Source organism: Paenibacillus sp. 01T47 (genome assembly GCF_056398245.1).
Window position 1 is genome coordinate 36,997 of the sequence record NZ_JBFTPA010000023.1, and the last position, 21,157, is coordinate 58,153.

Here is a 21,157-nt window from a genome sequence, read left to right on the forward strand (position 1 = left end):
CTCTTAATTTTGAGTTTGTTAGGTTTTTTATTTCTTGTGCAACAAGATGGACAAGGTTAAAATGGAAAAAGATACAAGGGTAATCGATTTATTGGAAATGGAGGTCTATTACTAGATGCTGCCTATCACGCATGATATTATTCATGCAAGCGCTTTAAAAAGAACATTTGGACGTGGAAACGGTGCAGTTACCGTACTAAAAGGTGTCGATTTGTCGATACCATCCGGCAAGCTTATTGCATTTAAAGGGAGATCAGGTTCTGGAAAAACGACGCTTATTAATTTGCTAAGCGCACTGGACCGTCCGACCGAAGGGAATATTACGTTTGCTGGACGCGATTTGACGGCGATGTCGAATCATGAGAGAGATATGGTACGCCGCAAGGAAATGGGGCTTATTTTTCAATCCTTTGCACTCATTCCTCTAATGTCCGCCTATGAGAACGTGGAGTTTATATTAAGAGTTTCAGGTATGGCGGCAAACGGCCGCAAGGAAGCAGCAATTAACGCTTTAGAGCAAGTTGGCTTAAAAAGCCGCATGCATCATCGGCCATTCGAGCTATCGGGCGGGGAGCAGCAGCGAACGGCAATAGCACGGGCAATTGCTCATAAGCCGAAGCTGCTTCTGGCGGATGAGCCTACAGCTGAGCTTGATAGCCGAACAGGCTTGCAAATTATGAAAGTGTTTCGTGATTTGGTAGAAATGGCAGGAATGACAATCATCATGACGACACATGATCCTGCAATAATGGAAATTGTTGACCATGTTTATGAATTGGAGGATGGACAAATTGTCGCAAAAGCTTAAGCCGATACTCGGCTGGTCATTCGCGCTGCTTCTAAGCGCTTCACTAACAGGGTGCTCCTTGCTTCCTGCCGAGGAGGCTGCCTTGAAACCTCCTCTTGTTAAGCCGGCGCAAGAGAATTACCGCACGGTAACGGTCGAGAAGGGGACAATTACACAAGAAATTAAAGGAAGCGGAAGCCTGGAGTCGACGCAATCAGAGATTGCGCAGTTTAAAGGACAAGGCGGCCGTATTGCGAAGATGATGGTTACCTCGGGAGCGCAGGTGAAGAAAGGAGATGTCTTGGTTCAGCTTAATGTAGATGGACTGGACATTCAATTAAAGGAACAGCAGCTCGCCCATGCCAAAGCTAAGCTTTCATTTAAACAGGCCAAATTAGGCGGTGACAATGATGCGATCGATATTGCTAAGCTGCAAATGGATATTGAACAGTTAAAGCTGGATCGTTTGACGGCGACCTTTAACAGCAAACAGCTTGTTGCCGAAATGAACGGCCAAGTAACTTTCGTAGAGGATCTGAAGGAAGGCGATTTTGTTGAGGCTTATCAAACGCTTGTTGTCATATCCGATCCATCACAGCTGCGTCTAGCGCTCCGAGTTGAATCAGGTGCGGAAATTAGCAGCGTTGATGTTGGTTTCCCAGCAATGGTTACCTTCGGGTCTGAAGAAGTGAAAGGGAAAGTCGTACAGACACCATCATCGGCTCCTTCAACGCTGAACCAGCAGCTTCAAGATCGTTACTCCAAAACATTATTTATTGAAGTGCCGAAAGTGCCTGGAAACGCCACAATCGGAGCGTTTGCTGATGTCAAAATTATTTTGCAGCAGCGTGATGATGTACTCAAAATTCCACGCAGCGGCGTGCGCAGCTTCCTTGGCAGAACATTCGTAAGAACGCTTGAGGATGGCAATAAAATTCGTGAGATTGATGTCGAAACGGGCATAAAAGGCTCGACGGAAATTGAAATTACGAAGGGCTTGGAAGAAGGCGCGATTGTTGTACTTCAATAATGAGTCTGTATAGAACGATTGATAACCATCAACTAGCTTCATAGGAAGGTTATGAGCCGTTTACGCTTGGGAGGTTTTGAAGTGGCTTTGTTTATTATGATTATTCGTAAAATGGTGCAAAATAAGTGGTTGGTCGGGAGCTTGTTTATAGGCTTAGTCATGTCCGTAGCCTTGGTAAGCAGCATGCCGATTTATTCGGAAGCCATTTTATCGAGGATGCTGGTCAAGGATTTAGAGACTATGCAGAGCGAGCGGGGGATATATCCCGGCAATCAATACAATAAACTTTTTTACACGAAAGAAACACCGGAGCAAGTAAATAAGATTTATACAAAAGTAGATCGCTACATACGTGAGCAAGCACAATCCAACTTTGGCATACCGGTGCAAGAGCTTATCGTTGATTTTCAATCCAGATCAATGAAGATCAGGCCGGAGAATGATCCAGAGCCAGATACGAAAAAAAATCTCAAGACGATGTCGCTGCGCTCCTTCAGTGATCTTGAAGAGCATATTACGCTGACGGACGGCAGAATGCCGGCTGAGCAGCAGCCAGTTGATGGCGTTTATGAGGTGCTTGTTACAGAACGAAGTCTGGTTCAGTTCAAAACAGTACTGGATTCAAAGTTTTATGTGAACGACGATAAAATTGCCGGGGAAATAGCATTTAAGCCGGTAGGCGTGTTCAAAAAAAAGCAGGATGACGACCCCTATTTTAGAGATACGGATCTAAGTGAGCTAAGCTCAAGCTTTGTCATTAGTGATAAACTCGCTAAGCAGCAGCTCATGCAGGAAAGCCGGATTCCGGTAGCGTCCGTTGGTTGGTTTTTTGTATTGGATTATTCTAAGCTTGAGCTTAGCTTGGTAGATGGCTTCATACAGACAACGAATAAAATTCGCAACGTTATGCTTAATAATGTAACGATGTATCAAGCCGTCTCGGAAACACCGGCTCTGGATACGATTTCGAAATACATGGTACGGGCAGAACAGCTGAAGACGCTCATGTGGTCGCTTAATGTTCCTGTTTTGATTATGCTCGGGTTCTACATGTTCATGGTATCCAATCTAATTGCGGATCGGCAAAAAAATGAGATTGCTGTTCTGCGAAGCAGAGGAGCTGCACGTTGGCAGGTTATTAGCTCTTATGCAGTGGAAGGCATTATTTTATGCGGCATCGCCTTTGGTGTGGGTCCCTTGCTTGGCGTCATCCTAACCGAGATGCTTGGTGCATCCAATGGTTTCCTTGAATTTGTACAGCGCGTTCGGCTGCCTGTCAAACTTACGGACGAGTCTTTCCGTTATGGAGCGATTGCCTCCGGCGTTTGTTTTGTCATTATGATGATTCCTATCATTATGGCTACTCGCGTTTCTATTGTTGGTCATAAGCAGCAGCTGGCTAGACTTTTGAAATCACCGTTATGGCACAAAATGTTCCTTGATGTGATTGCATTAGCGTTAGCTATTTATGGCTTATATACATTCCGGAAAAGGCTTGCTGATTTGCAGAGCTTAGGTTTAAATGCAGATGATTTGAACATCGATCCGCTGCAATTTGTTGTTCCTGCTTTGTTTATTATGGGTGCGGGTTTGCTCTTGCTTCGTTTGTACCCTTGGGTTCTTAGACTCATCTATTGGATCGGCAAGAAATGGTGGCCGCCATCCGTATATGCAACATTAATTCAGGTTGGACGCTCCAGTTCGCAATATCAGTTTTTAATGATTTTTCTTATTATGACGATTGCTACCGGCGTATTTAGCGCTTCAGCCGCAAGAACGATCAACAATAACACAGAGGATCGAATCAGGTATGGCAATGGCGCAGAGGTCGTATTGACTACACAATGGATGAATGATGCTCCGCCGCCTCCACCTCCGGGTGCGCCATCAACGCCAGCGCAGGATTTAGCTATGCTCGCGCCTGTCCACTACTTGGAGCCGGCATTCGAGCCCTTTAAAGCACTCAAAGGTGTAGAGCATGCAGCTAAAGTATTCAAGAAAGAAGTAGCCTTTAGCGTAAATGAAAGCAATGGCCCTGCAACATTAATTGGTATTGATTCCGATGAGTTTGGTGAAACAACGTGGTTCCGTGACAGCTTGCTTGACTATCCGCTTAATGATTATTTGAACCTGCTTGCAGCAGATCCGCAGGCTGTTCTCATATCGCGGACGTTAGCCGATCAGAACAAAGTGAAGCCTGGCGACACGATTTGGGTAGGCTGGAGCGATGTACCGCAGCAGCCGTTCAAGGTGTATGGCATCATTAATTATTTCCCAACCTTTAATCCGAACCCTGCTGTAGGCAGCGTAAATGTTAGTGAAGATAAAGATACATCGGGTGGCCGAGCTCCGATGCTGATCGTCGGCCATTTGCCGCGTATTCAAGTTCAGCTTGCACTTGAACCTTACGACGTATGGCTTAAGCTAAAGCCGGAGGTGAGCACTTCCGAGTTTTATGAGGGGCTTAAGGAATCGAAGCTTCCGATTACGAATATTGTCAATACAAGAGAGAAGCTGGTCACTGCCAAAAACGATCCGTTCCTCATGGCACTAAACGGTATTTTGACTTTAGGTTTTGTCTTGTCGATTCTTGTTAGCTTTATCGGGTTTCTATTATATTGGGTACTATCACTCCGAGGCCGGACCTTGCAAAATGGTATTTTGCGCGCGATTGGCCTATCGCTGAGACAGCTCATCGGCATGCTTGGGGTTGAGCAGCTGTTAACATCGGGCGTTGCCGTTCTTATTGGAATAGGTGTCGGAAACATCGCGAGTCGATTGTATGTGCCTAACTTCCAAATTGCGTTCAATCCAAGCAGCCTTGTACCGCCATTCAAGGTCATGTTCGATGCAACGGATTTAATACGGATCTATGTTCTTGTCGGCTTTATGTTGGTCATCGGACTTGGCATATTAGCTTATATGCTATCGAAGCTGCGTATTCATCAAGCGATCAAGCTAGGGGAGGATTGACGGATGATTCATTGCGAAGGGCTTGTCAAAATATACAAAACAGCCGACCTAGAGGTATTCGCCCTGCAAGGCCTCGATCTTCAAATTGAAAGCGGCGAGCTGATGGCCATCATAGGCAACAGCGGCAGCGGCAAATCAACGCTGCTGAATATGCTTGGCGGGCTTGACCGTCCGACGGCGGGGAAGCTGACCGTTGACGGAAGAGATATGCTGAAGTTTAAGGAACGCGACTTCGTTCGGTACAAGCGAGAGAGCGTAGGTTTCGTCTGGCAAAATAATGCGAGAAACTTGATTCCTTATTTAACCGCGCTTGAAAATGTAGAGCTGCCTATTTTGCTAACAGGCAGCCGCAAGCGCTGGAGAGCAAAGGAGCTGCTTGACGCCGTTGGCTTAAGCCACCGTGCTTCAAATAAGCTATATGAGTTATCAGGGGGAGAACAGCAGCGGGTCGCAATCGCCATTGCGCTCGCCAATCATCCTAAGCTGCTGCTTGCGGATGAGCCTACGGGGTCGGTAGACTCGCGAATGGCTAATCAGATTTTGGACTTATTCCGTGAACTGAATCGTACGATTGGCATTACCGTTGTTATCGTTACGCATGATCCAGAGCTTGCGAAGAAGGTAGATCGTGTAGCGGCCATCCGAGACGGCAAGATTTCATCCGAAATGCTGCGCAAACGTTCATATGCGGAAGAGCTGGCGGAGCTTGAGCAGGAGGATGAGGAAGGCACGCATGTAGAATATGCGGTGCTTGATAAAGCGGGCCGATTGCAGGTGCCTTCCAACTATTTGGAATCCATCGGTGTGAAAAACTCGAATAAGCTGCGCGTAGAGCTTGGAGAAGGCAAGATTATCCTGCTGCCTCCTGAGGAGAAAGAAAAAGCCGAGTAAATATTCAATGGCAAAAAGAGCTGTGCATGGTCTGCGATGACCGTTGCACAGCTCTTTTTATTGCAAGCCTACAAGTTAGATAAGCTAGAGAATGAGGCGTTCGATTGGCTCACTTCGGTAAACTCGTCGTTGCCCCATTCATCCCAAGAGCCTTCATAGGGGCGAATATGAGGATAGCCCATTAGTCGTAAAGTAAAATAAGTATGCGCTCCGCGTTGATTTGTCTGGCAATAAGGCACGATTGTTTTTGCAGGGTCAATGCCAAGAGCATCAAATTGCTGCTTTAAATCTCGATAAGCTTTGAAACGCACGACGCCATCTTGATCTGCCCCTTCAAGGGAATCGTTCCACTCTTTATGAACTGCGCCAGAAATATGCCCGCCCTTACGATTCGAGCGTTGATCAGCTCCGGTGTATTCTAAAGCGGAACGTGTATCGACAAGAAGGCAATTATCAAGCCCAGCTTGGATAGATGCTTTCGTGGCAACCAGCTCTGAATGAGCAGATAACGTCAGTGCTCCTTTAGAGGGCAGCGGCAAATCTATTGTTGTCTCATAGCCTGCCGCTGTCCATGCTGCGAAACCGCCATTCAATAGCTTCACTTGATCCTTCAGACCATAATACTCCAGCACATAAAAGACGCGCGACGCTAACACTCCGCCTCCATCGTCATAGATGATAATTGTTGAATCATTGCTGACGCCAACATTTTCAAGCAAATAAGCAATAGCATCCGCGGCAGCAAAAGTGCAGCGTGAGCTATCCTTTAATGCTTTGGCGTCCAGCCAGTACGCCCCTGGAATGTGACCTGATTCATATCCGCGGGCTCTGACATCTAATAAAACGATGTTCGGCTCTTGGTAATAGTTTTTAAGCCAATGCACCTCTGCCAGCAGATGTTCATTAGGGTAATGTAAATGGCTCGTATTCGTTATGTGAGCAGCCTCCTCATCTTAATAAGTTACAACGGACTGAAGCCGAGGTTTTCACGCAAATGTTGTCCAGCATACTCGCTAGGAAATAATCCTCGCCTTTGCAGCTCAGGAACGACTAGTTCCAGAAAGGCGTCAATACCGCCAAATGCCAACTGAGGCATAACGCTAAAGCCATCAGCAGCACCATTCACGAACCAATGCTCCATAATATCAGCTACTTGGTTAGGTGTTCCAGCAATGCTTAGCTGACCGTTGCCTACCCAATATTTCTCGAGCAGCTCCCGGAGTGTCAGCTGTTCATTATCAACAATCTTTTTGACCATCTGATAGAAGGTTTGATACGCATTAACTTGGCCCATATCAGGCAGCTTCGGAAAAGGATCATCCAGTGCATATCCCGAAAAATCGATGCCAAGCAAATTGGAAAGAGACATGACGGAACGTTCTATTGAACCGAGCTGCTGCAGTTCTCTCGCAATGTCACGAGCTTCAGCCTCCGTTTCACCAACAATAACATGAATGCCCGGCAATACTTTAATATCATGCGGGGAACGTCCGGCTTTGACAGTTCTTTCTTTGATGTCTTGATAAAACAGCTGCGCGTCTTCCAATGAGTTTTGGACGGTGAATATAAGCTCGGCATATTGAGCAGCTAAATTTCTGCCATCCTCTGAGGCTCCGGCCTGGATAAGCAGAGGTCTTCCCTGTGGAGGACGCATCATATTAAGCGCACCGCGTACGGAATAAAAATCTCCCTGATGCTGTATATCATGAACCTTGTTGACGTCGGCATACACTCCTGATGTTTTGTCTTGAACGAGCGCATCGGCTTCCCAGCTGCTCCACAATTTGAGCACGACCTCTGTGAATTCCCGCGCTCGCTCGTAACGTTCGGCATGAGCTGGCAATTGCTCCAGCCCAAAGTTGAAGGCTGTACGTTCTACGCCAGTAGTTACAATGTTCCAACCAGCTCGCCCGCCGCTTATATGATCAAGCGAGGCGAATATTCTAGCTGTGTTATAGGGCTCGGTGAAGCTTGTAGAAACGGTAGCAATAAGGCCGATTCGCTCCGTTACGGTCGCAATTGCAGATAACAATGTCAGTGGTTCGAAGCCGAAGATCGGACCATGCTGGACTGCTTTTGCCTCAATCGACAGACCGTCCGCGATAAATAGGGAGTCTATCCGGGCGGCTTCCGCTTTTTTGGCGATCCGCAAGAAATGATTGACGTCATGAATTTCATCCAGCTTCGTGCTTGCATGACGCCAAGCTCCTTTGTGAGCGCCCGCATTGTGTAGAAACAAATTTAAAATCATTCTGCGATTAGGCTCGCTCATCTGGATCACCTCCTGTTTATTTCATGCCGCTAAGCGCAATTCCACGAATGATTTGCTTCTGGAAAATAAGAAAAATAACAATAAGCGGAGCGATTGAAATCGTTGTTCCTGCCATAATTAAGATCCAATTGCTCGTATCCTTCAGCTCACTGGAAAAATAAACAATCCCGACGGGCAGTGTGAATTTCTCCTCCGTTTGCAGCACGATGAGCGGCCAGATGAACTGGTTCCAGTTCCCGATAAAGGTAAGAATAATCAAAGTGATAATAGCTGGCTTCACTAGTGGGATGGCGATATGCAGCAGAATACGCCATTCATTAAGTCCATCAATGCGAGCCGCATCCAGCAAATCGGAAGGAATGGAGTCCATAAACTGCCTCATAAGAAAGATGCCGAAGGCTGTAATAATGCCGGGAAAAAGCACGCCCCAATAAGTATCGGACCAGCCTAATTCATTCGCAATTAAATACCACGGGATGATGAGCATCTCTGTTGGAACCATTAAGGTGCTGATTATGAGCAGAAAAATGAGCTGTTTGCCGACGAATGAAAATTTGGCGAGTACATACCCCGCCGCTGTATCGAAGATTAGAACAGTAGAGGTTGCAATCAGAGAGATGAAGAGCGTATTTTTGATCCATTGTGCGAAAGGAGCCTTCTTGAATATGGCAGCGTAATTGTCGAAGGTTATCGTCTCAGGAATTAAGCGTAGATTATAAACGTCCTGAGGAAGCTTGAAAGAGGTAGCGACCATCCATAAGAACGGAAACAACATGATGCCGACGCCGAGCGTTAGCAGCAAATAAATGACAAGCGTGCGCAGCCTCTCTGCGGGGGACTTTGCGTTTTTCTGTGTTTTGTAAACGCTTTGTGTGCTCACTGATTCGTCCTCCCATCAATATTCTACTTTTTTGTTCAACACTTTTAATTGAAGCAGCGTAAGCACCAAAATGACGACGAACAAAATAACCGTAGCAGCTGCGGCGCTGCCCATCTTAAACTGCTGGAACGCTAAATTGTAAATATGGAGCACCATCGTCGTTGTCGCGTTCAGCGGTCCTCCATTTGTCATGCTCAGCACCTGTCCGAATGATTGCAAATAAGAGATGACGCCAATGACAGCCGAAAAAACGATGACAGGATTAAGCAGCGGAAGCGTAATATGACGAAATTTCCGCCATGCGCTTGCGCCATCGATAGCTGCCGCTTCATAATACATGCGCGGTATCGCTTCAAGCCCGGTCATAAAGATAAGCATTTGAAAGCCGGTGCTTTGCCATATCATCGTTAATGTAATGAGAATAAGCGCCTGACGCGGCGATTGTAGAAACAATTGAGGTTCGAGACCGAGATTTAATAACATCTCGTTTAACCAGCCGTTGCGCATGAGAATCCACCGGAATACCCAGCTTACTGCGACGATGCTTGTGACGTATGGGATGAAGTACACAGTACGGAACAAGCCGCGCAGCCGCTTAATATTGTGAAGCAGCAGTGCGACAAATAGCCCAACAATCAGCTGTCCGGGAACACCAATAACAACAAATTTGAACGTATTGGCGATCGACTTGAGGAAGATTTCATCTGTGAACAGCGCCTTGAAATTCGCGAGTCCAACATAAGGTTTGCTCGGGGACAATAAATCCCATTCACGAACGCTCACATTGAAGGCATACAGGATGGGGAGCAACCGCGTGCTGAGGAAATAAAGCAGAGGAATTCCGAGCGTAATATAAATAAACAAATAACGCTGCGTGCGGTAGGATAAACGTGTGAGGAACAGTTCTCGGCTTTTGCGTACGGTTAGCTTTAAGGCATGTGCAATCATAATGAAACTCACCTCCATTTCATCAAAAGAAAGGCGCTCGCTCTAGGCCGAGCGCCTTTTAGATTACTTTTTGTCTGCAGCAGCCCAATAGTCGTCATAGAGCTTTTGCGTTTTGGCTACAAGGTCTTGGAAGGCCTTCTCGACCGGAACTTTATTAAGCAGCACTTCATTTGTCGCATCAACAAACAATGTTTTTTCTTGGGTTTCGTCGATGAAGAAATGCGCGCGGCTATCGTCCAATTGGGAAATAAATGGCCCTAGCTTCTCGTCGTTTACGTATTTATCCTGCGTCGCAACAGCTTTCTGTGCTGGAAGCTCTCCGATTTGCTCTACCCATTTCTCCTGAACCTCTTTGCTCGTTAGAAATTCCAAAAATTCAGAAGCAGCCTTCAACTTGTCGCCTTCAACATTTTTGGGAATGGCGTTCGCCCAGAAGGAGGAAGGAGCTGATTTGGTTTTGTAGGACGGTAGAGGTGCAACGCCATAATTTAAATCTGGAAAGTCCTTCTTAATGGAGCCAAGTCGGAAGGAACCGTCGATATTAATAGCTGCATGACCGGTCATAAAGGCATTGCTGTCATTCTCATAAAATCCGTTAATCCCAACCTTATGCTTCACGGCAAAATCGATTAAATATTGAAATGCCTCCAAACCTGCAGGTGTTTCTGCCCATAATATTTTGCGACGATCATCACTTAAGTCTTGACCGCCTGCTTGATGAAGCAGACCATCTCGATACCAGTGATGCAGCTGCGCGCCGGGCTCCCATGCGAAACCTTCAGTGACAAACTGTCCTTTGGCATCTGTTTCTGTCAGTTTCTTGGATACGTCTACCAGCTGCTCCCATGTTGTAGGAAGCTCAGTAATATTGGCTTTGGACAATAGATCCTTATTGTAGAACAAGGCGAGTGTGCGTACGGCAGTAGGAATAGCGTAATAGGAGCCATTAATTTTTGCGGCGCTCACTAATGGGTAAAAATTGCTTTCAATTTCCGCAGTTGGAAAATGATCCTCAGGCAGCGGCTGCAAATAACCGGATGAGACGTATTTCGGCAGCCAGCCATAGTAGAGGTTAATAACATCTGGGCCTTTGCCGGCTGGCACCAGCGTAGCAACCTTCTGATTGTATTGATCATAAGGAAAGTTGGTTTGTTTTACGGTTATGTTCGGATGTAAGGTTTGGAATTCTTTTATGAGTTCATTGATCAGTTCAACCTTGGCTGGAAATTCATATTGCCAATATTCAATCGTCACTTTTTTATCTGGTTCTTTGTCTGTTTCTTTGTTTGTTGCTTTATCGGTTGGTTTTTCCGTTGCTTTATTTTGTTCTGTGCTGTTTGCTTGATTGTTGCTGCCGCAGCCTGCTAGAGCAAGTGCGATGATAAGTGATCCTGTAACGATAGAAACTAAGCTTTTGTTCTTCAATGGTATCCACTCCTTTTTTTATAAAAAAACGATGCTTATGCTTGGCTTGCGATGTCGGATTTCTTGGAAATCGTGTTAGGCGGCAGCTCAAGACCGAGCAGGCGCCTAGCGTTATTGCCGAATATGTTCTCGATATCTTCCTCTCCGAATCGCAGTTCGCGGCAGGCGCGAACTTGATCCTGCAGGTAACGATAAGGGTAACCTCGAGGAAATCCGCTGGCGTCCGTTCCAAAAATAATACGTTCAGGCCCGATCAGCTCATAGGTTTTGCGAAGCGCGAATTCCAAGGTGAGCTCATAGGGCATCCAGCGCATCCATTGATTGGAGCCGGAAGTATCGACATATACATTCGGGCAGCTCCAGCACAGATGAAGCAGCTCTTGGAAATAACCTGCGCCAAAGTGAGGAATGATGAACGGAATGTCCGGAAATTCTCTTGCCGTGTTGAAAATTGCTAGAGGACTTATATTCGGATGATGGGCAATTCCTCCCGCATGGCCGAGTAAACCGAAGTGGATCAACACAGGAAGCTTCTTCTCTGCGAGAAAGGTCCATACGGGCGTGAGGGACGGATCATCAAAAGGAATGGAAGTCAGCGGGCCGAACAGCTTATAACCTTTAAGCCCTAACTCATTAACTGCCCTTCGAAGTTCTTCCTCTGCGCCAGCATCCTCGATGGCGTGATGGGCAAAGCCGGTAAAACGATCAGGATGACTGGCCAGATGATCGGCCAAATTGTCATTATCAAGCGCGGTGAGGAAGTTGAGTCCTCCGATCCCGTACTTATCAAGCTCCTTCACCCATCGGTCAATTAACGGCGTGTTTTCATTTTCACTATCGTTGTCTGCAATCGTTGCATCTGGAAAATCCCAAGTGAGCCGCATTCGCTCGCTTCTCTCTGCACCATAGCGTGCGACGGATTCATGTCGTTTGTTATTTCCTAGCACTAATCGGTAAGGAAGATGTCCATGTACATCAAATACTTTAAATTGGCTGCGAAACATAGCTTCACTCCATTCATAATTCCTTGATGATCCAATCAGTCAAAATCAAATCAATATCGGCAGCGCCAGCTGCCAATCGTGATTCTCGTTCCTCCAGCCATAGCGCAAGCTCGGATAATCTATCTTGCTGAACAGTAAGTGCCCGGTTCATCTCTGCGGGGCTAGGACCGCCCCGCAGCCTGCGTATATTTACAAAATGCGCAGGCTCCAACGCTTGCTTTAATTGCTCCTCAGTCAGCCCAAGCGGGAAGCCAATGGTTTGGATCGCAGCTTCATTTAATGCTTCAAGGTTCAAGTCAGTTATCTTGTTGCCATGCTGAACGGCATGCGTGACGAGCTTGCTTACGATTGAATGTGCTTTATGAAAAGATAATCCTTCATCTCTGACGATCGTATCAGCAAGTTCGGTAACAGTAGCGAAGCTTGCAGCAGTGCGCTGCCTCAGAACATCCTCGTTTAGCTGCAAGGTAGAGATGACCTTGGACAACAATCGATACACAACTTCAAGCGTCTCTAGGCTGCGCCAAGCATAGGGCTGCATATCGTCTTCGGTATCCACAATATCTCCAAAAGGCGTATTGTGAATCATCGTAAGGACGGTCTGAGCATTGCCTGCAATGCTGGATAAGAGTGAACGGATATGCTCAACAGAAACGGGATTTCTTTTTTGCGGCATAATGGAGCTGATTTGGACGTATGGGGCGGCTATTTGAATGACTCCAAATTCCTGTGTGCACCACAGCAGCAGCTCCTGCGTAAATCGTCCAAGATTAATCGCTGCGAGCGAGATTCCAGCGGCGATTTCACCTACATAATCTGCTCCGCTTACAGCGTCATATGAGTTTTCAATTAACCCGTCAAAAGCAAGCAGCTCGGCAACGCGTTCCCGGCTAATGGCAAAGCCCGACGTTGTCAGAGCGGCAGCTCCCATGCTGCTTAAATTACAATTTGCGTAGGCCGCTTGCAATCTGCGTATATCCCTTGCGAGCGAGTCGGTTACCGCTGCAATGTAGTGGGCGATTGTCGTCGGCTGTGCTTGCTGGGTATGCGTATGAGCGATAAAGATCGTTTCTGTATGCTTCTGGGCGAAAGCAAGCAGTTCAGTGTGCAGCTTCAGGGCAGACGAGATCGTTTTAAGCAGTTTTTCTCGTAAAGTGATTCGGTATATGGCGATACCCATGTCATTGCGGCTTCGAGCCAAATGAAGGCTGCCGGAGGCTTCATCCGATAATTTAAGCAGCTGGTGTTCCACTTCAAAAAACAAATCCTCAAATTGGCCGGTATAGGTACCGCTGTTTAACTGCGCCAAATCAACAGAAAATAATGATTTGGCGATTTTATGGCCTTCTTCCTTGCTGAGCAGCCCTTGCTCAAGGAGCATGATGAGATGCGCTTTATGCACGGAGATCATTGGAAGCAGAAGCTCCTTCTTGGCTTGGTCATAGGCAGGCGCAAGTACCGCTTCAGCATAGGTTCTGCCAGGGAACGAGCTGCCTTCCGCTGTGTCGCTCCGTCTAATCGTCATCGTGTACGCCCTCCTTCGTAAAATAACTTTTTATTTGGCAGATGTTGAGATTGCATGAGAATATAAAAACAGCCGGAGCTATCGCATAAAGCGATTTCTCCGGCTGTCCGGTCGTTTTCCATATTATTCCTAGTGGAATTGTATGATTAGAATAGTATCACGGTTTTATTTGGAGCGCAACTCTTTTTATCTTCCGTTAGATCTTCGACATTTCATCGCTTGGTACAGGCAGGAGCTCGCTCGAGTCAAGAGGTGTATACGAAAGTAAAGACTAGTATATGGATCAACATTGCTCACCTTTCTATACTAGAACTAAGAAGGAAAGCTGCATAAAAGCAGCCGCATTATTATTATGAAGACCATGTGGAGGGGTAGTATGAAGAAGAAAAGGAAGGCGCTTTTGAGTATCGCATTGGTTCTTAGCTTGGCCGTAGCTGGATGTGGCAAAAACACGAATGAACCGGAAAAATCGACTAACACGCCTGTTGAAAAAGGAAATGAAGTAATTGAAGTATCGACGGTTTCGCCAAGCGATCAATATTTGAAGTTTGATGAGGGCGAGAGTTTCGAGAAAAATTCCGTATACGATGCCTATGAGAAAGACATTGGCGTCAAGATTACGAACAAGTGGGTAGCCGATACGAGCCAATTCAAGGAAAAGGTAAAGATTACGATCGCATCCGATGATCTTCCCGATTTCCTCCTAGTTAATGCAACGCAATTGAAAGAGCTGACTGAAGCGGATATGATTATGGATTTGACCAAAGTGTATGACGAGAATGCCACAGAGGAAACGAAAAAGTTTTTGACGATGGATGGCGGCATGCAGATGAAAACAGCGATGTTTGACAACAAGCTGATGGGTATTCCGAGCTCATACAATCCGTACCAATATCAGTTTTTGTATGTGCGTACAGACTGGCTGAAGGAGCTGAATTTGCCTGAGCCGAAGACGATGGCAGATTTCATGGCGATTGCTGAAGCTTTCAAAGCCAAAGATCCAGGCGGCACAGGCACATCATACGGGCTTGCCGTAAGTAAAAATCCATTCAGTATGGATACAGGAGTAACGGGACTACGTGCATTCCTCAATGGTTATCATGCCTATGAAAATATTTGGATTGAAGATGGCAAAGGCGGCTTGGTTAACAGCGACATTCAGCCGCAAGTAAAGGATGCGCTTGCTGCACTGCAGGATATGTTCAAAAAAGGGCTGATTGATCCTGAGTTCGCTGTAAAAGATGTGGAGAAAGCGGCAGAACTCGTTTACAACAATAGCATTGGCATGGTTTACGGTGCATCTTGGACACCAGCTCAGCTTGTGAAAGGTGCTGTGAAGGACGAAAAAGTGGTTCAGGAGTGGGGAGCATTCCCGATTCCAACAGTAGACAGCAGCCCTGCATTATCCCAAATCGGGCTGGGTGTTGATGAATATTATGTCATCTCCAAGAAGGCGAAGCATCCAGAAGGCGTTATTAAGCTGTTGAACCAGTGGATTGCCGTCGATAATCATCCAACCGATGAGCAAAAGGTATATGAATTCGGTAAAGACTTGAAAGAGAAGGGCAACAACTACTGGCTGCTTAGTCCGCTGCGCGTAGGTAAACAACTGGATAACAACGGCGAAATACTGCCAAAAGCGATTGCCAATAAAGACACTAGCATTTTGGTAACGAAGGATCATAAAACGCGGTATGAGCGGGCAATGAAGTATGTTGACGGTGATACGAGCATGTGGTGGGAGTATTTGATCTCAGGCCCAGGCGGCGCGTTCTCTCATGTACCGGAAATCCAGAAGAATAAGCAATATTTGCAAAATAAATTTTACGGCGCGCCAACTCCAACTATGGTAGACCGACAAGAAATTTTGCTCAAAAAGCGGGATGAAGTTTTCTTCAAAATCATCATGAATCAAGTATCAGTGGATGAATTCGATAAATTCGTCGTGGAATGGAAAAAGCTTGGCGGCGATGAAATTACAAAAGAAGTAAACGAGTTTTACGCTGCTCTGAAATAATTGCAAAACGAATGAGTAGAGGGATTGGTTGAAGCAATCCCTCTTTTTATTAACCTTAAACAACGAGGTGAATGGCTTGAATGTACTGACACGGATGTGGAAGAGGGAATGGCCTCTTCATCTGATGCTGCTTCCGGGAATCGTTTTGGTTTTGATTTTTAGCTATGTCCCGATGGTCGGCATCATTATGGCTTTTCAGAAATATGTACCAAACAAAGGGTTATTCGGGTCTCCTTTCATTGGACTGAAAAACTTTCAGCTATTGATTGATTACCCTGATATCGGACGTATTTTCTTTAATACGGTCTATATAGCCGTGATGAAAATCATAGTAGGTCTCATTGTACCAATCACGATTGCGATATTGCTTAATGAGCTGCGGAGAGAATGGATAAAACGGACGTTTCAGACGCTTGTATACTTGCCACATTTTCTATCATGGGTACTGCTAAGCGGAATTATCGTTGATGTTTTTTCTCCATCCTCAGGCGTTTTTAATCAAATATTAGGCTTGTTTGGGATAAAGCCTATTTTTTTCTTAGGGAGCAATGATTGGTTTCCATATGTTATGGTCGCCTCGGATGTATGGAAGGAGTTTGGATTTGGTACAATTGTGTATTTGGCTGCGCTGACGGGCATCAATCCCTCGCTTTATGAAGCAGCCGAAATTGACGGTGCAGGGCGTATCAAACAGACCTTTCATGTGACACTGCCTGGAATGATGCCGATTATCGTGCTTATGTTTACGCTTAATATCGGGAATGTACTCAACGCGGGCTTCGAACAAATCTTTAATTTGTATAGTCCGCCTGTCTATGAAAGCGCAGATATTATTGACACCTTTGTCTATCGAATGGGTGTGCAGCAAGCGCAATTTGGTTTCGCCACGGCAGTAGGCTTATTGAAATCTATCGTCTCTTTTATATTCATTTCTCTATCTTATCTGTTAGCTTATCGTGTAGCGAATTACCGCATTTTCTAACGATGCGTTCGTAATTCAGAAGGGAGACATTACGTGGTTACAAACCGATCATTTAGCAGACGACTATTTGTAGCGTGCAACTTTACTTTTCTCATGCTGACATCCTTCTTATGCCTCATGCCTATCATTCATATTTTGGCGATCTCATTCAGCTCTGGAGCTGCCGCGGCTGCTGGGAAGGTTATTTTATGGCCGGTTGAATTCACCACTGCGGCTTATGATAATGTATTTGGAAAACCGGAATATTTGCGTGCGTTCTGGGTATCGATTCAGCGCGTTGTTCTAGGAACCTCCATTAGTATGGTTTTGATGATTATAACCGCTTATCCATTATCCAAAGATCCCCGTCAATTTCGGCTTAGAACCTTATATGCTTGGTTATTCGTGTTTACGATTTTGTTCAGCGGCGGTCTGATTCCTTCTTATTTGACTGTAAAATCGCTAGGTTTAATCGATACGATGTGGGCGCTAGTCCTGCCAACGGCTATTCCGGTGTTTAATGTTATTTTATTGCTTAACTTCTATCGTAATTTGCCTAAAGAACTAGAGGAATCCTCGCGTATAGATGGTGCAGGTCATTTCACTACATTATGGAAAATATATGTACCGCTATCGTTACCAGCTTTGGCAACGACGGGACTTCTTACGATGGTGGGGCATTGGAATAGTTGGTTTGACGGCATGCTTTATATGAATCATACTGAGAATTATCCGCTTCAGACGTTTCTGCAGACGGTCATTATTAAGATGGATTTCCGCTTTATTAAAGCGGAAAATGCCGAATTAATGCTCAAGCTGTCTGATCGCACAAGCCGAGCGGCACAAATTTTTGTCGCAGCATTTCCGATTCTGATTGTGTATCCTTTTTTACAGAGGTTTTTCATCAAAGGAATCGTAATGGGGAGCGTAAAAGAATAGTGCCGGAATGGTCCACTACTACTAGCAGGAGTTAAAACGATGAAAAACCTATTCTTTTTGCATGATTCCTCCATATTCAAAAAAATTATGGCTGCCTTTTTGGCGGCCTTGCTGCCGCTGATGGCCATTACTTGGATGATAATAGAGAAGGGCTCGGAAAATATTCGCAGCGAGATCTCAGAATCGATACTGAATACGACTAGATTTTATATGGACTCTCTCGACAAGGAAGCGGATCGAATTAGCCGTTACTTGCCGAACTATGTGATGGACAAAGATTTGATGGAAATTGCTACAACGGGCAATGACATGAGCTCATATGAGCGTTCGCGCAAAATATTGGATATCCAGCGAAGGCTTGAGCTTATGAAAAATTCAAGTCCGTTTATTAAAGAAGCTAAGGCGTATATTCCATTAATCAAGCGCACGATTCTGAGCAATGATTTTGAGACCTCTTTGAATGAATCGGAGTATACCGCCATGCAGGCTAATGTGAAATTGTATGAAGAGCCGTTCATTTTTTGGGAGAACCGATTGTTTATAACGATGCAATATCCTATTATTACAGTTAAAAATCCGTTGTATATTGTAGGGGTTGAGCTCTCAACGAGCAAAATAAAGGACACGTTATCGCAAATTGGCGGAACGCGAGACGGACACAGTGTGCTTCTTAATTTGGAACGCGGCTGGGAAATTGAAAGCGGGGTAGACTCGGCTTTACTGGGGCAAATGAAAGCTTTGGCTGTTAAAAAGCAGCAATCAAAGTCCAATGAAGGTTACGAAACGGTTATCTACAATGGTAAGCGCTTTCTTACAGTATATAAATATTCTACGCTTTGGAATTCCTATTCGATTACCTGTATTCCCGAAGAGAAGGTTCTTGGATCATTGCAAATGTACAGAACATTATTTTTATGGGCTTGTGCTCTTTCGGTAGGTATCGTCTTATTTTTCACCTATTTCCTATTGCGCTTTATTTACCGGCCTCTTATGAAGCTGGTGCAAGCCTTTCGCCGTGTTCAGCAGAATAGGCTGGAGCCGATTGTGATTGACCGTGGAGGAGATGAATTCGGATATTTGTACAAAGCCTTTAATGACACGGTACGATCGCTCAATACGTTAATTAAGGAAAATTACGAGCAGCAAATTCGGAATCAGCGCTCGGAGCTGAAACGACTGCAATCGCAAATTAATCCTCATTTTTTATATAACTGTTTTTTTGTTCTGTGCCGATTAATTAAATTGGACAGTCAGAAGGAGAAGGCCTATCAATTTTGTTTATACATTGGGCAATACTTTCAGTTTATTACTCGCGATGATGAGGATGAGATCCCTCTCGAGCTTGAGGTAGAGCATTCGCGTACTTATGTTGACATGCAATCGATCTGTTACGGGGAACGGATACAGGTTTCTTTTGCAGGAGATGTCCCAGCTATTCACGTACCAAGGCTGATTTTGCAGCCTATTATTGAGAATGCCTATAAGCATGCTTTAGGCAATATGGTACAGCGCGGCGAATTGAAGGTACACAGTGACCAAACGGAAAATAAATTCACGATTTATGTGGAAGATAATGGCCAGAGCATTACGGATAAAGAGATTGAACAGCTTCAGAAGAAGCTGCTGCATTCTACAAATCATATCGAGGAAACAACAGGAATTATAAATGTTCATCGTAGAATTCAACTGCGTTATGGAGAGGATTACGGCATTGCGCTGTCACGATCTGATTTAGGCGGATTGATGGTCACAATCAAACTGAGTGCAAGCTAGAGGAGGAAACAACATGTACAGACTGCTCATTGTAGATGACCTGCCCATTATTGTTGATGGTTTAGTAGAGCTGTTCGAGCAGACAGAGCATTTGCAGCTCGAAGTGATGAAAGCTTATTCAGGGGAAGAAGCATTGGAGGTATTATCCCAGCATCGCATGGATATCGTCGTATCCGACATTAAAATGCCGGGAATTGAAGGAATCGAGCTGTTGCAGGAAATAAAGGCACAGTGGCCTGCCTGCAAAGTTATTTTTCTAACGGGATATAACGATTTTCAATATGCAAGAAACGCCATTACTTACGGTGGTTTTGATTATATTCTAAAAATAGAAAGCGACGAGAAAATCATCCAGTCTGTCGAACGAGCCATCGAGAAAATAGAAGAGGAACAGGATCAAGTACAGATGATTACGAGAGCGCAAACCAGTATGAGACTGGCATTGCCCTCACTGCAAAAAGAGTATATATGGGGGCTTCTGCAGGGTAAGCATGCAGCGGAGAATCAGTTAAAGCAGGCCTTCAATGAATTAAATATTCCGCTCGATGCTGCCCTGCCGGTTTATGTACTCATTGCCAGAATCGATGTATGGAAGGAAATGTTCACTGCGCCGGATAAAGCATTATTAACCTATGCGCTGCAAAATATTGGCGACGAATATTTGTCTGCACAGGTAAGAAGCTATTCCGTTGTATTTGAGCTGTCAAAGATCGTCTGGCTGATTCAACCGAAAAGCTGTGATGAGTTATCTGCTGATACCAGTTCCAGCAATTTGGATTTTGTTAGAGCCTATCGCTATACGAGCGGCATATTGGAAACGATTCAAGGCACATGCAAGAGGCTGCTCGGAACGACCGTTTCTTTTCTCCTTGGCAGCGAAGTGACGGAATGGAATGATCTATCGGATCGTTTTCATGCGAACAAATATGGTTTGGTGCAAGGGCATGGATTGTTTAATGAGGTTATTATGACCGATAAAGACATTCAGAATCAAGAGACAGACGATAAAGCCGGCAGCATTCATGATAGCTTTTACCATGCTCGGGTTCAATTGCTGATGAGCTGTCTAGAAAATAACAATCGGGAGCAGTTCAATAAATTGTATATGGAGCTTACTGCAATTTGGAATGTCCCAGGAACGCCTAATGAGCGCAAAATAGAAATGTATCATTCCCTATCGGCAGTGTTTCTTTACTATATACACAAAAACCGGGACATTCGGGATTACATGAATACACAGCTCGACTTGGAGAAGTTATACCGATATGGGGACTCCACCTCATGGACGGAATTGATTCAGTATTATAGGCAAATGGCGGACTGTTTTTTTGAATGGAATACGCTGCGCGGATCGCAATTGCCGACTGAGGTTGTAAATAAAGTACATCGCTATATCGAAGAGAATTTGTCTACCGATATTTCCTTAACTGCTTTAGCGGATTACGTAAGCCTAAATCCTTCTTATTTGTCCAGGCTTTATAAGCAAATAACGGGCATAGGCTTATCGAAATACGTGAACGACTATCGGAATTTGGTTGCCAAAGACATGCTTCTGAACACATCTATGAAAGTTAATGAAATTGCGGCTGCGCTCGGGTACAATTCCGCGCTTGCCTTTATTCGGTTTTTCAAGAAGCAGAACGAGACGACACCGCAGGATTTCCGCATGGCAAGGTGCCAGTCGCAAATGAAAGGTCAACAATAGTATATGGATTGTAAACAACGATCTCTG

16 protein-coding genes are annotated in these 21,157 nt (G+C 45.2%); 9 read left to right on the forward strand and 7 right to left on the reverse strand.

What is annotated here, in order from left to right:
* Window positions 1-115 precede the first annotated feature (115 nt).
* The 4 genes from AC1DOV_RS29855 (at window position 116) to AC1DOV_RS29870 (ending at window position 5,681) form a co-directional block, all read left to right on the forward strand.
* The gene (locus AC1DOV_RS29855) at window positions 116-808 is read left to right on the forward strand and encodes an ABC transporter ATP-binding protein (RefSeq protein WP_441959150.1); all 693 of its coding nucleotides are present in this window, start codon (window positions 116-118) and stop codon (window positions 806-808) included.
* Window positions 792-1,817 (forward strand): efflux RND transporter periplasmic adaptor subunit, encoded by a 1,026-nt coding sequence (locus AC1DOV_RS29860; protein WP_339204697.1) that lies wholly within the window; start codon window positions 792-794, stop codon window positions 1,815-1,817. Before AC1DOV_RS29855 ends, AC1DOV_RS29860 begins: the two co-directional genes overlap by 17 nt.
* Window positions 1,818-1,898: 81 nt before the next feature.
* Window positions 1,899-4,790: an ABC transporter permease gene (locus AC1DOV_RS29865; RefSeq protein ID WP_477551791.1), complete on the forward strand. Its 2,892-nt coding sequence runs from the start codon at window positions 1,899-1,901 to the stop codon at window positions 4,788-4,790.
* A 3-nt stretch (window positions 4,791-4,793) separates the two neighbouring features.
* Window positions 4,794-5,681: an ABC transporter ATP-binding protein gene (locus AC1DOV_RS29870; RefSeq protein WP_076269010.1), complete on the forward strand. Its 888-nt coding sequence runs from the start codon at window positions 4,794-4,796 to the stop codon at window positions 5,679-5,681.
* Between the two features lie 68 nt (window positions 5,682-5,749).
* On the opposite strand, the gene AC1DOV_RS29875 is transcribed toward AC1DOV_RS29870, so the two are convergent.
* From AC1DOV_RS29875 to argH, 7 genes are all read right to left on the reverse strand, one after another.
* Window positions 5,750-6,565, reverse strand: coding sequence for a sulfurtransferase (locus AC1DOV_RS29875; RefSeq protein WP_477551792.1), 816 nt, complete (start codon window positions 6,563-6,565; stop codon window positions 5,750-5,752).
* A 77-nt stretch (window positions 6,566-6,642) separates the two neighbouring features.
* Window positions 6,643-7,953 (reverse strand): LLM class flavin-dependent oxidoreductase, encoded by a 1,311-nt coding sequence (locus AC1DOV_RS29880; protein WP_477551793.1) that lies wholly within the window; start codon window positions 7,951-7,953, stop codon window positions 6,643-6,645.
* Window positions 7,954-7,969: 16 nt separating this feature from the next.
* Window positions 7,970-8,833: a carbohydrate ABC transporter permease gene (locus AC1DOV_RS29885; protein ID WP_477551794.1), complete on the reverse strand. Its 864-nt coding sequence runs from the start codon at window positions 8,831-8,833 to the stop codon at window positions 7,970-7,972.
* Between the two features lie 15 nt (window positions 8,834-8,848).
* Window positions 8,849-9,781, reverse strand: coding sequence for a carbohydrate ABC transporter permease (locus AC1DOV_RS29890; RefSeq protein ID WP_339204690.1), 933 nt, complete (start codon window positions 9,779-9,781; stop codon window positions 8,849-8,851).
* Window positions 9,782-9,844: 63 nt separating this feature from the next.
* Window positions 9,845-11,206, reverse strand: a complete 1,362-nt coding sequence (locus tag AC1DOV_RS29895; RefSeq protein WP_477551795.1) for an extracellular solute-binding protein — start codon at window positions 11,204-11,206, stop codon at window positions 9,845-9,847.
* Between the two features lie 35 nt (window positions 11,207-11,241).
* Window positions 11,242-12,210: an amidohydrolase family protein gene (locus AC1DOV_RS29900; protein ID WP_477551796.1), complete on the reverse strand. Its 969-nt coding sequence runs from the start codon at window positions 12,208-12,210 to the stop codon at window positions 11,242-11,244.
* Between the two features lie 13 nt (window positions 12,211-12,223).
* Window positions 12,224-13,735: an argininosuccinate lyase gene (argH, locus tag AC1DOV_RS29905; RefSeq protein ID WP_477551797.1), complete on the reverse strand. Its 1,512-nt coding sequence runs from the start codon at window positions 13,733-13,735 to the stop codon at window positions 12,224-12,226.
* Window positions 13,736-14,111: 376 nt separating this feature from the next.
* On the opposite strand from argH, the gene AC1DOV_RS29910 reads away from it, so the two are divergent.
* The 5 genes from AC1DOV_RS29910 to AC1DOV_RS29930 all read left to right on the forward strand — a co-directional run bounded on the left by AC1DOV_RS29910 (window position 14,112) and on the right by AC1DOV_RS29930 (window position 21,130).
* Window positions 14,112-15,752 carry an extracellular solute-binding protein gene (locus tag AC1DOV_RS29910; protein WP_477551798.1) on the forward strand — a complete coding sequence of 547 codons (1,641 nt, stop codon included), beginning with the start codon at window positions 14,112-14,114 and terminating at the stop codon, window positions 15,750-15,752.
* A 94-nt stretch (window positions 15,753-15,846) separates the two neighbouring features.
* Window positions 15,847-16,734 (forward strand): ABC transporter permease, encoded by an 888-nt coding sequence (locus AC1DOV_RS29915; protein WP_430060408.1) that lies wholly within the window; start codon window positions 15,847-15,849, stop codon window positions 16,732-16,734.
* Between the two features lie 33 nt (window positions 16,735-16,767).
* On the forward strand, window positions 16,768-17,652 hold the full coding sequence (locus AC1DOV_RS29920) for a carbohydrate ABC transporter permease (RefSeq protein ID WP_441883573.1): 885 nt from the start codon (window positions 16,768-16,770) through the stop codon (window positions 17,650-17,652).
* A gap of 39 nt (window positions 17,653-17,691) precedes the next feature.
* Window positions 17,692-19,425: a sensor histidine kinase gene (locus tag AC1DOV_RS29925; protein WP_477551799.1), complete on the forward strand. Its 1,734-nt coding sequence runs from the start codon at window positions 17,692-17,694 to the stop codon at window positions 19,423-19,425.
* Window positions 19,426-19,438: 13 nt separating this feature from the next.
* Entirely contained in the window at window positions 19,439-21,130 is a 1,692-nt protein-coding gene (locus tag AC1DOV_RS29930) for a response regulator transcription factor (protein WP_477551800.1), read from the forward strand.
* Window positions 21,131-21,157: the final 27 nt, after the last annotated feature.